Origin of the sequence: Acinetobacter sp. UC24323 (assembly GCF_024151445.1) — a bacterium.
GTDB classification, from domain to species: Bacteria; Pseudomonadota; Gammaproteobacteria; order Pseudomonadales; family Moraxellaceae; genus Acinetobacter; species Acinetobacter baumannii.
The window spans coordinates 1-12,494 of record NZ_JAHIBY010000008.1 but is presented as its reverse complement, the minus strand read 5'-3'; the positions used below and the strand labels follow the sequence as shown (position 1 = coordinate 12,494).

15 protein-coding genes, 1 tRNA gene and 1 pseudogene are annotated in these 12,494 nt (G+C 37.1%); 6 read left to right on the top strand and 11 right to left on the bottom strand.

The features are described from left to right. Positions 1-22: 22 nt before the first annotated feature. Entirely contained in the window at positions 23-1,102 is a 1,080-nt protein-coding gene (locus KNQ97_RS11835; protein WP_000157128.1) for a DNA/RNA non-specific endonuclease, read from the bottom strand. 255 nt (positions 1,103-1,357) lie between these two features. Between KNQ97_RS11835 and KNQ97_RS11830 the strand changes: the two genes are divergently transcribed. After that, positions 1,358-1,801, top strand: coding sequence for a hypothetical protein (locus tag KNQ97_RS11830; protein ID WP_000581860.1), 444 nt, complete (start codon positions 1,358-1,360; stop codon positions 1,799-1,801). A gap of 55 nt (positions 1,802-1,856) precedes the next feature. On the opposite strand, the gene KNQ97_RS11825 is transcribed toward KNQ97_RS11830, so the two are convergent. Then, positions 1,857-3,734, bottom strand: a complete 1,878-nt coding sequence (locus KNQ97_RS11825; RefSeq protein ID WP_001181667.1) for a potassium transporter Kup — start codon at positions 3,732-3,734, stop codon at positions 1,857-1,859. 118 nt (positions 3,735-3,852) lie between these two features. On the opposite strand from KNQ97_RS11825, the gene KNQ97_RS11820 reads away from it, so the two are divergent. Beyond that, positions 3,853-3,942, top strand: a tRNA-Ser gene (locus KNQ97_RS11820). 64 nt (positions 3,943-4,006) lie between these two features. On the opposite strand, the gene KNQ97_RS11815 is transcribed toward KNQ97_RS11820, so the two are convergent. From KNQ97_RS11815 to KNQ97_RS11800, 4 genes are all read right to left on the bottom strand, one after another. Continuing rightward, positions 4,007-4,348 (bottom strand): DHCW motif cupin fold protein, encoded by a 342-nt coding sequence (locus KNQ97_RS11815; protein WP_001017480.1) that lies wholly within the window; start codon positions 4,346-4,348, stop codon positions 4,007-4,009. Positions 4,349-4,429: 81 nt separating this feature from the next. Further along, positions 4,430-4,888 (bottom strand): hypothetical protein, encoded by a 459-nt coding sequence (locus KNQ97_RS11810; RefSeq protein ID WP_000917505.1) that lies wholly within the window; start codon positions 4,886-4,888, stop codon positions 4,430-4,432. Beyond that, a complete protein-coding gene (locus KNQ97_RS11805) occupies positions 4,882-5,838 on the bottom strand; it encodes an AbaSI family restriction endonuclease (protein WP_072618078.1) in 957 nt (318 codons plus the stop codon). The genes KNQ97_RS11810 and KNQ97_RS11805 overlap by 7 nt, the downstream gene beginning before the upstream one ends. 174 nt (positions 5,839-6,012) lie before the next feature. Beyond that, positions 6,013-6,570 carry an NAD(P)H-dependent oxidoreductase gene (locus KNQ97_RS11800; protein ID WP_072618079.1) on the bottom strand — a complete coding sequence of 186 codons (558 nt, stop codon included), beginning with the start codon at positions 6,568-6,570 and terminating at the stop codon, positions 6,013-6,015. 116 nt (positions 6,571-6,686) lie between these two features. Between KNQ97_RS11800 and KNQ97_RS11795 the strand changes: the two genes are divergently transcribed. Together KNQ97_RS11795 and KNQ97_RS11790 are read left to right on the top strand one after the other, a co-directional pair. Then, positions 6,687-7,022, top strand: coding sequence for a helix-turn-helix domain-containing protein (locus KNQ97_RS11795; protein ID WP_000128772.1), 336 nt, complete (start codon positions 6,687-6,689; stop codon positions 7,020-7,022). A gap of 27 nt (positions 7,023-7,049) precedes the next feature. Next, a pseudogene (locus KNQ97_RS11790) lies at positions 7,050-7,268 on the top strand (DUF6500 family protein). Positions 7,269-7,332: 64 nt separating this feature from the next. Here the strand turns inward: KNQ97_RS11790 and KNQ97_RS11785 are convergent. Genes KNQ97_RS11785 through KNQ97_RS11775 form a run of 3 tightly spaced genes read right to left on the bottom strand, consistent with a single transcriptional unit; the run spans position 7,333 to position 9,708 of the window. Then, complete coding sequence (locus KNQ97_RS11785) at positions 7,333-8,214, bottom strand: hypothetical protein (RefSeq protein ID WP_000968049.1); 882 nt, start codon at positions 8,212-8,214, stop codon at positions 7,333-7,335. Beyond that, entirely contained in the window at positions 8,198-9,349 is a 1,152-nt protein-coding gene (locus tag KNQ97_RS11780) for a hypothetical protein (protein WP_000016867.1), read from the bottom strand. Before KNQ97_RS11780 ends, KNQ97_RS11785 begins: the two co-directional genes overlap by 17 nt. Next, a complete protein-coding gene (locus KNQ97_RS11775) occupies positions 9,346-9,708 on the bottom strand; it encodes a DUF2345 domain-containing protein (RefSeq protein WP_253612279.1) in 363 nt (120 codons plus the stop codon). The genes KNQ97_RS11780 and KNQ97_RS11775 overlap by 4 nt, the downstream gene beginning before the upstream one ends. 79 nt (positions 9,709-9,787) lie before the next feature. Between KNQ97_RS11775 and KNQ97_RS11770 the strand changes: the two genes are divergently transcribed. After that, positions 9,788-10,450: a hypothetical protein gene (locus tag KNQ97_RS11770; RefSeq protein WP_253612278.1), complete on the top strand. Its 663-nt coding sequence runs from the start codon at positions 9,788-9,790 to the stop codon at positions 10,448-10,450. 79 nt (positions 10,451-10,529) lie between these two features. Here KNQ97_RS11770 and KNQ97_RS11765 read toward each other — a convergent pair whose 3' ends face one another. Next, positions 10,530-10,844, bottom strand: a complete 315-nt coding sequence (locus tag KNQ97_RS11765; protein ID WP_000654307.1) for a helix-turn-helix domain-containing protein — start codon at positions 10,842-10,844, stop codon at positions 10,530-10,532. Positions 10,845-10,955: 111 nt separating this feature from the next. On the opposite strand from KNQ97_RS11765, the gene KNQ97_RS11760 reads away from it, so the two are divergent. After that, the gene (locus KNQ97_RS11760; protein ID WP_253612277.1) at positions 10,956-11,372 is read left to right on the top strand and encodes a carboxymuconolactone decarboxylase family protein; all 417 of its coding nucleotides are present in this window, start codon (positions 10,956-10,958) and stop codon (positions 11,370-11,372) included. 72 nt (positions 11,373-11,444) lie between these two features. On the opposite strand, the gene KNQ97_RS11755 is transcribed toward KNQ97_RS11760, so the two are convergent. Next, on the bottom strand, positions 11,445-11,996 hold the full coding sequence (locus KNQ97_RS11755; protein ID WP_193329415.1) for a TetR/AcrR family transcriptional regulator: 552 nt from the start codon (positions 11,994-11,996) through the stop codon (positions 11,445-11,447). Between the last annotated feature and the right edge of the window lie 498 nt (positions 11,997-12,494).

Sequence of the window (12,494 nt, the reverse complement as noted above, 5' to 3'; positions counted from 1 at the left end):
CTTCACAACAGTGCTAAGCGTCTTATTTCATTATCTGCAAGAAATAGTTCACCAAGGCTTCAACCAATTGTTTCACAATGGCATTTCTAGTTTCTTCATCAATACTTGGAACTTTTGCTTCCATCGGTTCAGAAGAACCAGTTTTTTGCTTTTTAAACTGATCTTGTAACGCTTGAATTTGTTCTGCGCTTAGGTCTTGTTCGCACTGGCTTTCACCATCCCAATGCAAATAGTCGAGCTTTTGGTTGGGTTTAACTTGGCTAGCGGTTAACGGTAAGCGGTAAACGTTACGTTTTTGCTGTTCTGTAAGCTGTGGAAATAAGTTAATACCAAGCTTTTCTTCTATATAACAAACACTCACTACCTTCACTTGCTGCGAGTTATTGTTAGGTGCGTAGTAAGCCCCAATAGCGCCAGTTTTTGGCATATACACCGCTTTATAAACTGCGGTAGGTACAATCACACCCTGCCCAATCGTTTTGAGACGTTTACCCTCAAAAACAGGTCCTGTCACGACATATACATCTTGTTTTTGCTTGGTGACAATGGCACGGGTTGCTTCTTCAAGTTTACGCCAGACTTCTTGGTTATTTTTAGGCGCTTGCGGCACCATGTTGCTGAGCGAGAAACTATCAGACTGTGATTCTTTATTTGGCATATCGCCATTTGGTGCCATGTGCCCACGGTCATACCCTGAACCACGGTAGTCACTTAACAACGCCCGGTGCTTTTGAGGAACACGCGTTTCTTCATGGAAGTTATCTTCACGTTTAATTTTGACACTTAAACGTTCTGCATCTAAATGCTCGGCTGACCATAATGGTGTTTTAGAAATGCCAGAATAGAGGACATTAAAACCGTTAAAGCACAGCGGATAGCTGTCTTTTTTTAAGCTTTCTTTATTTAACGCAGGCGGAACTTCACGATAAAACTGGTTAAGACAAGTCGAGTTAGTACTTAAAGGCGAAAACCACTGCGAAATCTTTTCACTGCCGAAAGCAATTGCAAAGCTTCCGGCTGCAATACAAGCAAGAATAATCTTGCCAAAATGCTCACTTAGAGAAAATGAATTTGTACCTTTACTACGTTTTTTACTTGCCATGTTTCTATCAATACCACTGTCCACACGCAGCTTAACAATCCTGCTTTTTTAAGTATATCGCTTATCTTTCAAATGGTTAAAACGTGGTCATCTTTTTTGTAACTCTAATCGGTTTTACGTAACAGTCTGTTGGCATTATGAGAGCCTTTGGCTATTGAATTGCGCCAATTGCGTATCTTTCGTTGAAATGCACTTATGGCTTATGACATGGTTAGCTCCACAAATTTGGATAAAAATATAATCGGAGTCCATTTAATGATCCATTCAAAGATTATTGGTATTGGCGTAATCACAGGATTGTGTAGTATGGCTGCTTTGGCTGAACCAGCAGTCCAGCCAGGTGATACTTTAGAAAGCTTATCTAAAGTAAAAGTGACTACAACCGTTAACGGCCAACCAGGTTCTATTAGCGATTTGGTCAATAGCGGACAAGTACAGCAAGTTTCTGCTGCACCAACAAGCGCAGCGCCTACCGGTGCTCCTATTCCGGCAGATGTTCCACCAGCACCTCCAGCAGGCGGTGAAATGGCTCCTCCAGCTGCACCAACTGATGCAGTGCCACCTGCACCGAATCAAGCGGCTCCAGCGCCACAAGATCCGAACACTCCACCGCCAGCTGCTAACCCGAACCAGTCAGCAGACCCAATGGCAAAAGATGGGGCGTTACCAGCAGATGCACCTATGCCACAAGCTCAATAATCCGAGCCATAAAAAAACCAAGACTTATGTCTTGGTTTTTTTATTACATCAAATTTTATATTTCGATTTGGCTACCTAATTCAACAACACGGTTAGTTGGAATTTGATAGAAATCACTGACCGGACTGGTATTACGCTGCATTGAAATAAACAGCTTTTCTCTCCATGGCGACATGCCGTCTCCCACAGAGTGAACAATACGATCACGCGAAATAAAGAAGCTGATATGCATCAAGTCATATTCAAGGCCTAATTGTTCATAGGCTTGCATCAATGCTTTCGGTACATTCATTTCATCTTTAAAGCCGTAGAAAATTTTAATACGGAAGAAATGTTCGGCTAAGGTTTCTGTCGTAATACGCTCTTCAGGTGCAACAAACGGTACATCTTCAATCACTACAGTGACCAAGATATTACGCTGATGCAGTACTTTATTGTGCTTAATATTATGCAGCATGGCATGTGGCACAACGTTCGGTGTACCTGTCATAAATACAGCATCGCCCGGCACCCAGTGCACACTATTACCAATACTTTTTACAAACAAATCGAGTGACAAAGTATCGTGTTCAAGCTTAGCAAAAGTAAGCTCACGGCCACGTTTCCATGTCATTAAAATGGTCACTGCAATTGCACCAATCAGTAATGGTACCCAACCGCCCGACAAGATTTTAAGTGAAGTTGCACCGACCAATACCGACTCTAAAATAAAGAACGGAATAATCAGGAGAAGCACTTTTGGCAGGCTCCACTTCCACGCCGAGTAGATAAACACGGCAACCAAAATCGTGTCACAGAGCATGGTCAAGGTTACGGCCAAACCGTATGCACTTGCCAAGTTCGAGCTGGTTTTGAAGATTAAAATTAAGATAATAATTGCGATTAAGAGTAACCAGTTTAAGAAAGGTACATAAATCTGACCTTCTTCGGACTCAGACGTATGTTTAATACTTAAACGCGGTAAATAACCCAATTGAATTGCTTGGCGCGCAAGAGAAAACACCCCAGAAATTACAGCTTGAGAGGCAATGACTGTTGCCATGGTTGCCATGATAATCATTGGGTACAAGGCCCACTGCGGCACCAGTAAATAGAACGGGTTTTCAATTGCCGCTGGGTCTCTGAGTAATAACGCGCCCTGTCCTGCGTAGTTTAAAACCAAGCATGGCAATACCACAAAGAACCACGCCAGACGAATCGGAACTGGTCCGAAATGTCCCATATCGGCATATAGCGCTTCGCCACCAGTCACTGTTAACACCACAGCACCCATCACAAAAAATGTCATGATCGGATGGTGATAGATAAACTGGATCGCCCAATGCGGACTAAACATGCCTAGTACCACAGGGGTTTGGATGACACTGTGAATACCCAAGATTCCTAAAGATAAGAACCACACAAGCGTAATTGGACCAAAAAACTTACCTACAAACGCCGTACCGTGCTTTTGCACCAAAAACAGCGTGACGATAATGGCAATTGCAATAGGCATAATGAACGGGTCAAATACATCGGTTGCAATAGACAACCCTTCGACCGCAGACAATACCGAAATGGCTGGGGTAATAATACCGTCACCAAAGAACAGTGATGCTCCAATAAAGCCTATCGCAATCATGTAGATTTTTTTGTTGTCGGCAATTTTCGCTTTACGCAAATTCAACGCGAGTAAGGCCATGATGCCGCCTTCGCCATTGTTGTCTGCACGCATCACGATTGCGACATACTTGATGCTAATAATCAGCATTAAGCACCAAAAAATAATGGATAAAATTCCTAATACGTTTTCAGGCTGAATTCCCAACCCATGCGCTGCATGGAAGGACTCTTTCAAGGCATAGAGCGGACTTGTTCCGATGTCTCCAAAGACCACTCCAAGAGCTGCCAAAGCCGTGGCAGGCAAGGTCGCTTTTTTGGCCGTATTTTGCATTGTGTAATTAAACCAATATGATTTTTAGCGCAATCTTATCACCTCTATTATTTTTTTTCTGTAAAGCTCGTCTTAAATCTTGGCAGGACTCGTTTTTTTAGTTACTATCGCACGCCTTGGTGAGGTGTCCGAGTGGCTGAAGGAGCACGCCTGGAAAGTGTGTATACGTTTACGCGTATCGAGGGTTCGAATCCCTCTCTCACCGCCAGAATTCAAAAAAGACCTAATCGTTTTGATTTAGGTCTTTTTTATTTAACTTAAATAAAATCAATTTAATCAACAATAAGTAACTTCGCACCATTCAGGCTAAAAGACTGGTGTGGCTCCGAGTTATCCCCTACTTGATAACTCATGCCTGAAGTTAAAGTAAATGTTCGGCCATCCTTCAATCTACTTTCTAGCTCACCTTCTAGACAAAATAATATGTGTCCTTTTTCACACCAATGATCAGCTAAGTAGTTTGAAGAGTACTCTACAAGCCTTACTCTTATTTTATTTCCTTCTTCACCAAAAAATTGAGTTTTCCAATAAGCTTTACCTGTTTCACCACTATATTCAGTGACTTCTATTTCTTCCCAATTTGTAATTTGAAATGGAAAAGGTGCGATATTCATAGTTTTTCCAAAGACGTATTATTGTGTTTTCAACTTATAGACAAAATTGGTTTTTGCAAACGATTTAAAAATAATTATTTATTAGCCCCCACTGCCCAGCTCAGTAACGAGCCAATTAGATTTTGGATCTTTTTTTACAACAGTTACAAACACAATATAGGTTCCCGCAGGGTTACCAGCAAGATCTGCATGTACTGTTTTTATCTTTATGGTAAGTGAAATCATTTTATAAAATTGTTGATAGTAATCAGGTCTATTTTTTGCCGAGTCGTAACGAACTTTTAGCACTTCTAAAACTTTTGAGTCTTTATAAATTTGGGGTATTTCAGCATTTCGAATATTTAAGTTCTCGCCTGACCAAATATATTTGTATGCTGTAGCTGAGTCTCCATTAGAAAGTGAATTAAAAAAGGAAATAGCAACTCGACTTGCCTGTTCTTTTTCAACGTTAGTCTTTTTCTCGTATGCTTCAAGGACTGCAAATAAACTTAATCCAGCAAGAAGTAATCCGATAGTTATAAAGATTCTAGGCTTTAGCATTTGGTTTCCTTGGGAGAATACGTTTGGACTTCACATTCCACCCGTTTCCATACCGCTCCATCTTTTAAATCCGCTTTTTGAAATTCATATAAGCCCATAAAACGGTACATAGCCCGACTACTCAAATTATCTTTAACTCTTGCAAAGACAATTCTTTTCTGTGGACCATTTTTCCACTCTTCTAATTTTTTAAGGGTAATAGCTTCATCCGTCGACTTTTCAGTAATCGTTAAGCCATCAGGCGATATAGTATTAATCCAATCCTTATTTTCATAAAGTCTAGGAAACCAGATTAAGGTATCTTTTTCATACGGATGAATAGCCCCTCCTCTCTGATAATTTTTATAGTTATAACCAAAGCAATTACAGACATCTTTTGTTGTTTTTAATACTACATTGTCAGCTAGGCTGATGCGTCCTAAATTAATATAAGTTTGAGGGTTATATTCTGTTTCTATATTCCATTCTTTAAAAGTAGAAGCCTCTATTAGCTTATTCTTTGCAGTCTTTATTTCTTCTATAATTTTATCAATTTGTTGATGGATACTCTCTAAATTTTGAGGTTGACCTTCCTGATTTTTATAAACATTTACCCGAAAAATTTTATGTCCAGTAATACTAATAATATCTTCTTCTCTCATAGCGTCACTTTCTGTTTGAGAGATACTATAAAGAGGCTCATCTATTTGGTTGAGTGAATACTCCATTTTACTATTTCTTAAAAAGTGATGCCCTTCATCAACTTCAATATGAATACCAAGTTGAGGAAAATATAAATCAGTTAAAGCAATTTTCTTATTTGATAATCTAACAAACTGTTGAGTGACAAATTTTAAAGTAAAGTCGTTAAGTAAATGAATAATTCGACTAACTACATATGCTTCATAACGTTTATTTTTAGTCCGACCTAATTGTCGAATGACATAATCTGTTAAATCTGAACTGAACATAACTGAATTTTTAGTAATCTATAAGTAAAGCTGTAATTTTACTCCTCTAAATTTCCATTGTCGCTTAATTGAAAAAATAATAATTATTTAAATCATAAAGATATCTTACACTGAAACTATTTATTTGTAAGGAAAGACCCAAACCCTCACGTTCAGGCCTCCTCCTCTTAAAACTTAATCAGACAGCGCTAATAACTTCTGAACGTACTGAACGGCACTGTTATCTATTTCTTGGTGAGTTGGAATAGCATCATCTGGTGAAGGGTTTGTGTCTAAACCATAAAATGCGTAAAGCGGTTGATAGACCGCCCCAACATATAAAGCGGTGAGTTCAAAAGAACTAAAAATCTGCTCTAATGAAAGCTTATATTCGCCTTGCTCTGAATAAACTTTTTCTTGAGCACCTGCAGACACAGCCAACATAAATTTTTTATTTTTAAGTTTGTCGCCTGTTGAACCATAAGCCCAGCCATATGCCAAAACTTCATCAAGCCATTGTTTCAAAAGCGGCGGACAGTTAAACCAATACACTGGAAATTGAAATACTAAATTTTCGTGTTCTTCTACAAGCGCTTGTTCTTTGGCAACATCAATTACGCCATCTGGGTAGGCTTGATAAATCTGGTGAACTGTAAATTGGTCGGGATATTTTTCTAACTCCTCTACCCATCTTTTATTAATTACAGACTGGTCTATGTGAGGATGTGCAACGATCACTAATGTCTTTTTCATTATAAAAACACTCTTATCGAAAAGTAGATAAATCGATTATAGAAGTGTGCTTTCCTAAATATAAGTACGGTAATTTTTGTTATATACTATACTAAAAGATAGTGTAGATTTTAAAAATGACTGACTGCCTTCCATCAAATACGCCATTAGAAGAAACAGGTTTTGGCTATACCCTTTCTTTAATTAATGGCAAATATAAGATGATCATCATGTATTGGCTGTATGGAAAAACCGTTATGCGTTTTAATGAGTTGCAGCGCTGTATTGGCAATATTTCATTTAGAACGCTGAGCAATACACTCAAAGAGTTAGAAAGAGACGAACTGATTATTCGTAAGGAATATCCTCAAATTCCACCAAAGGTTGAGTATCGTCTTTCTGAAAGAGGACAGTCTTTAATTCCTTTGCTAGATATGATGTGCCAATGGGGCGAGCGGAATATGAATTCTTAGTTTTATAGACTGAAAGTGATACTCAATATGAGACATGAATTAAGAGAAATTTTTATTAAGGGATGCGACGATAAAATTGAGAAGAAGGGAGATAATGTCGGTCTGTCTTTTTATGCTTTTTTTAAAAATAAAAATGATAACCCTGAACTACTTATGGAAGCAGCGCATTGATGGATTATGGAGCATAAGCTAGATCACTTCGAGAAGGCTGTGAAGATTAAACAATTGGTTTTGAGTGAAAGCTAAAAATAGAATTATTTAAAAGGCTTAAATTTAAGTAAATTAAGCCTTTTTTTTATTTTAAAAACTTCTATTTAACATATGACCAAACATCAGGATCTGTATATTCTTCATCGATATGATAGCCCTCAGCCTTAGCTTTTCTCTCCTCCTTTTCCCGATATTTTTTATTTTCAATTAATCTCTTTTTAAACGCTTGCTCGAATTCACTAGGTGTCATTTTATCAGAGTCAGGAATTGAGTCTCTTTCATTGTATCGAACACTCTGAAAGCTAAATCTAAGCATATATTGCTCTTCATTACGCTCATTCTTAGCTGTTCTTTTTAAACTGATATCTAAAATAATCCCATTAGCGTACAATCTATAACCCAATGATTTTGTTGGGCTGTTGTTTATTATATTTTTCCACTCCTCAAAGCTAAAAATATAACTAGGATCAATGACATCACGACTTTTCGATAGATGCTTAATATTATCTCCTTTAGCAATACGCGGAGCATCTGTAAAGAAATAGTTTTTCCAGCCAGCCTGATTAATACGTTTCATTAAAGCTACATAGCTTTGATAAACCTGCTCTGGGGTAGCAAATTCTTCTTTTGTGAGGCCAGCATCAATATCTAAAACTTGGATCCCTTCATTTTTGTCATATTGAGTTCCTAATACAGAGAAAACATGGTCAATCGATAAACTGTTAGGACCATTATCTATAGTTAATTTTCCTAAGTTAGGAGGAGAAAATTGAAGCTCTCTAAAGCTAACGCCAGCCGGATGATTATCGACATTACCATTACTATACTTTGAAAAATCTTGAATACCTTGTTCACCCATATGCAAAGTGTAGGCTTGCTGATTCATAGTCAAATTCTCATTATGTTCTGATGTTGGCTGACAAGCGGAAAGTAATAATCCAAAAATAAAGATTAGGAAATATTGTTTAAATTTTGCCATCATTACTATCTTTCCCTACTTTAAACTCTGCTTTGCTATTTCCCCATCCTGCAATAGTTTCTAATTCTTTTTCTAAAAAGTCTCTTCCTTTATCACTTTGCATTAATCGATGATACTTAGCTGCTGCAACTTTAATCCATTTCATACGACTATCATAAACTTCAACTTGTGTACCCTCTAATGGTTCGCTATAAACCGTTTCAGGCAATTGGGATAGAACCCCTGCATGACGCCCTTTATACTGTCCTTGTTTATTAGGTTTAACTGCATCGACCCCATAATCGCTAGTTAAAACAAGAGTACTATCTGGTAAACCAGTAAATCGTTGTAAAGAAGCCTGTTTCTGGACTTTCCACTCCTTCCAAACAAGTTCTTGTAAAATATTATATTGTTCTTGAACTGCAATCGCCATTAGATGATCAAAAAGATTTTTAGAGGCTGTTTTAAAATTATCATTTCGAGTTTTCCCTACTCGCTTAAAAGTGTTCTCAATATCAGGTAAATACCCAAAACCTTCTTCTATTTGGTCAGTCCATCCTAATTGTTTAATAACTGATAAGGAGTTAGACCAAGGTAAATTCTCGACTTGTTTTTTAATATGTTTAAAACCAGATACTTTTCGGGCTTTCATACAAGTTTTAAAGGAGGTTGATGAAGCACTCCATGCATAATGCCATGGGGCAATATCCATAAATAACCATAAATTGCCCTTAGCAAAAGAGTGTACAGGATCCCGAATCATAGAATTAATAACAGGAGCTGTTAAAACACCGCCTAGGGCACCAGAAATCACAGGTGCCCACTTGTATCCCCATGCAGTCAATCCATGTTTAAAAATAGCAGCTACTGTTTTAGAAGCAAATGCCCCAAGCCCCATCCAATAGTAACGCCCCTTAAATAGTTTAGTACCTGAGATTTCTTGTTCTAAATAAATTCTGGCATAAACAGAAGCAATACGCCTTGCTCTGGCCTCATACCCAGGTTCAAGTTTGTAATGATTCGCACTTTTAAGGTTAGAAACTCTTTTTATGGCCTCTTGCTGATAAATTTCCCAGAAAGTTAAGCAATCACATTGAACGGTTTTACAGCTATTTTCCGTAGTATTGGTATTACTGTCCCAATCAAGACTTCCACTCATTTACCATCACCATTATTGTCAGCAGAATCAGCCTCGAAACTTATCCAATTTAAATCTAATTTTAAATTTTCTTCCTTTGAAGTATGAATACGCTTAGATCTACCCTTGTCATCTGCTTGAGAGATGTACTCATTTCCATCGGTAGAAATTTTATAATCTACTTTTTTCATGGGTTCACCCGAAGGTAATAACATTTGGAATTTCTCGTTATATGCCTCATAAGCGGGTAATCCTTGAATATTTACCCCGACTTCAGCCCCACCTTTAAATAGGTGCTGTCCAGCCTTTACCTCAAACTTTGCTGGAGTAATTAATGTAATACCATTTTTATTGATAATAATCTGAGAACCGCCGGCCATATACAAAACCTTATCTGGTAAAAATTTATTTGTCTTCCTACAATAGATTTCATGAAATTAACTAAATTATCTTAATATTATGACCTTTATTCTTGCTATTCAACTTGAGGATAGTATTGTGATTGCAGCAGACACACGTAGTACTATATCGTATCAGGATAATGGCTCATATTTATATCAAGACGGTGTTCAAAAGTTCTTTCCATGGGAAAACGGTATTATTACAGGAACTGGCGAATTAAACCTTATCCAAAATGTTATGCTTTCTTTCAATAATTTTACGAAACAGAATATTCATGAACTACCAAATTTATTGAAGACATCTAAATTAATACGTGAACAAGAAATTTCACATTCACAGTTAGAAATCACAAAATTATTATATTCGACTTATAGTAAAAATGGGGCACAAATTTACTCAATTCAACCTAATAAACTAGAAGAATATGAAGTAATTAGATGTGAGAAAAATGAAATTTTGCTATGGACATTTAACCCAGATATTCGGCCTATTATTAATGCACTGACAGAATTATATTCCAGCTTAAAACCATTAAAAGTATTTAATAATATAGCTGACTGTATTTATTATTATTTAAACCAAATATCTCCTATTTTTCGTAAGCAAGCTCAACATGACTCTATGATGAGCAAAGAATTTAACTTCTTTTTTCAAACCAAAGATGAATATTTTTTTGGAGAATTTTTAAATAATAGCTCTAACACACTGAATAGAAAATAATCTTTTAAGGTAGCCTCTATTAGCCTTTCCCCCTCCCACCTTTAAAATAATCAAACAACTCCTCTTACAACAAATAAAACTATCTCGATTTAAGCCATCCACCAATTTCTTTTAATACATCTACTAATTTTTCTAATTTCCGGCCTTCCTCAGTTAAAGAATATTCAACCTTAACAGGCACTTCTGCATAGACTTCTCTTAAAATAAATCCTTCTTCTTCTAAAAAACGTAGCTCTAAAGTTAGCATTCTTTGTGAAATATTAGGAATTGCTCTGCGTAACTCATTAAAACGCATCGTTCTTTCTAATAAAAAAGAAATAATGAGCATACGCCAACGTCCGCCTAACACCGTCATGGCTTCTTCGACTGTACAGCCTGAAATGTTATCTTTCATAGATGATTACTAAGTATAATAAATATACCTACATAACAAAAAAATGCCTAATTTACAACCTATACCTAATTATAAATAATGCTTCTATCTAACCCATCACGGATATTTACTGTGGAATATAAAGAAATTTCAAAGAAAACCATCGGGCATTTATATTCAGCTCATTCATCTATTAGATCTTCAGATTTAGACCCAAAACTGATTGCTTTAGCCGAGTTGTATGTATCTCAAATCAATGGTTGCGCGTATTGTTGTGCTTTTCATTCCAAGGAATTAAGAGACTTTGGCATAGCTCAAGAAGTTATCGACCAAATACCGGGTTATAAACATTCAAAAGCCTTTTCTGAAAAACAAAAAGTCGTTTTGGAGTTTGCATCCGCAATTACTTCTTTAAATGACCCGAAACAAATTGAAGCGATCAGAGAAAGTTTGGCTCAGCATTTTAGTGAAAAAGAAATTGTAGATTTAACGGCAAGTATTTCTTTAATGGGGGCATTAAACAGACTAAGAATTACCTTAGGCGATTAAGCCCCATAAAATATATGCTTGAGTACTCAAATTTTTAAATTTTAAAAAGGCCTAAATCTAGGCCTTCCCCCCTTAAACCCGACTTAAAAAATAATCAATCAGATATTCCCTTTCATCCGTTTGATTTGAGCCTAAAAGCTGCACCATTGCTCCATCGACCACAAACAAAAACATATGCGCATCTTCAACTGTAGCGGCAGGTTTTACGGTTAAAAGTAGTTTGTGAATTTCCTGAATAAGCCAGTTTCGATAATCAACCACCACTTTATAAGCCGACGGATAATACTTTTCTATTTCAAAAATTGCTTTAAAAGGCAAACGATAAAGCCCGTCTGAGTCAGCATGTAAAAAGAAAATTCTCTTGAGTTTATCGAACACCATCAGTTCACGGTACGAATAGATCGTAGAAAATACTTCTTCTTTTAAAGCGTCTGTTTGAAAAGTTAAGCTCATCTGAATGAGTCTTTCTTTTGAGTGGAAGTAGTTGTAAAAGGTAGCTTTGGGAATTTGGGAGTCGGCAATAATTCGGTCTACCCCTACCTTATGAAACCCGTATTGGTTAAATAAATCTTTTGCCGTGTGAAGCACTCGCAATGCTCTAAATGAAGCTTCTAAATTTTTCATGTATATCGCTTAAAATAATTTTTTGTTGTAAATAAAAGAGATAGAAATGCCGTCGCTCTTAAATTGAGCGCTAAAAACAGACATGCAAAAGCCGCACAAAATGGTGTGCTCGCCTATCTCGGGTTTTATTGTTGCTATGATTTTTTAGTCGTAATGACCTATGGCTTAAAACCTAGAGTCGGTTAAACCGTTTTAAAGACCTGTTGGGTATAGAGTCAAAGATTTTGGCGAAGGTTGCCAATGAGAGAGATGAAATAGTACGCATGTGCGGACTCCTTGTGTGTAAAGGAGTTCTACCTGATCACTGTCAAATGATGGTGGTAGAACGAGAGAAGGTTGACAGACTGACACACAAGAATCAGCACGCACAAGGCGTCCCTCCCTCGCCCTGAACTGCACCCCATAAGTTAGACTTTTTAAACTTATGAGGTGTGCCCTATGCCAATTCCGAAGCATTCAAAAGAGTTAAAATTAAAAGTCATTCAAGCTTATTTAGAT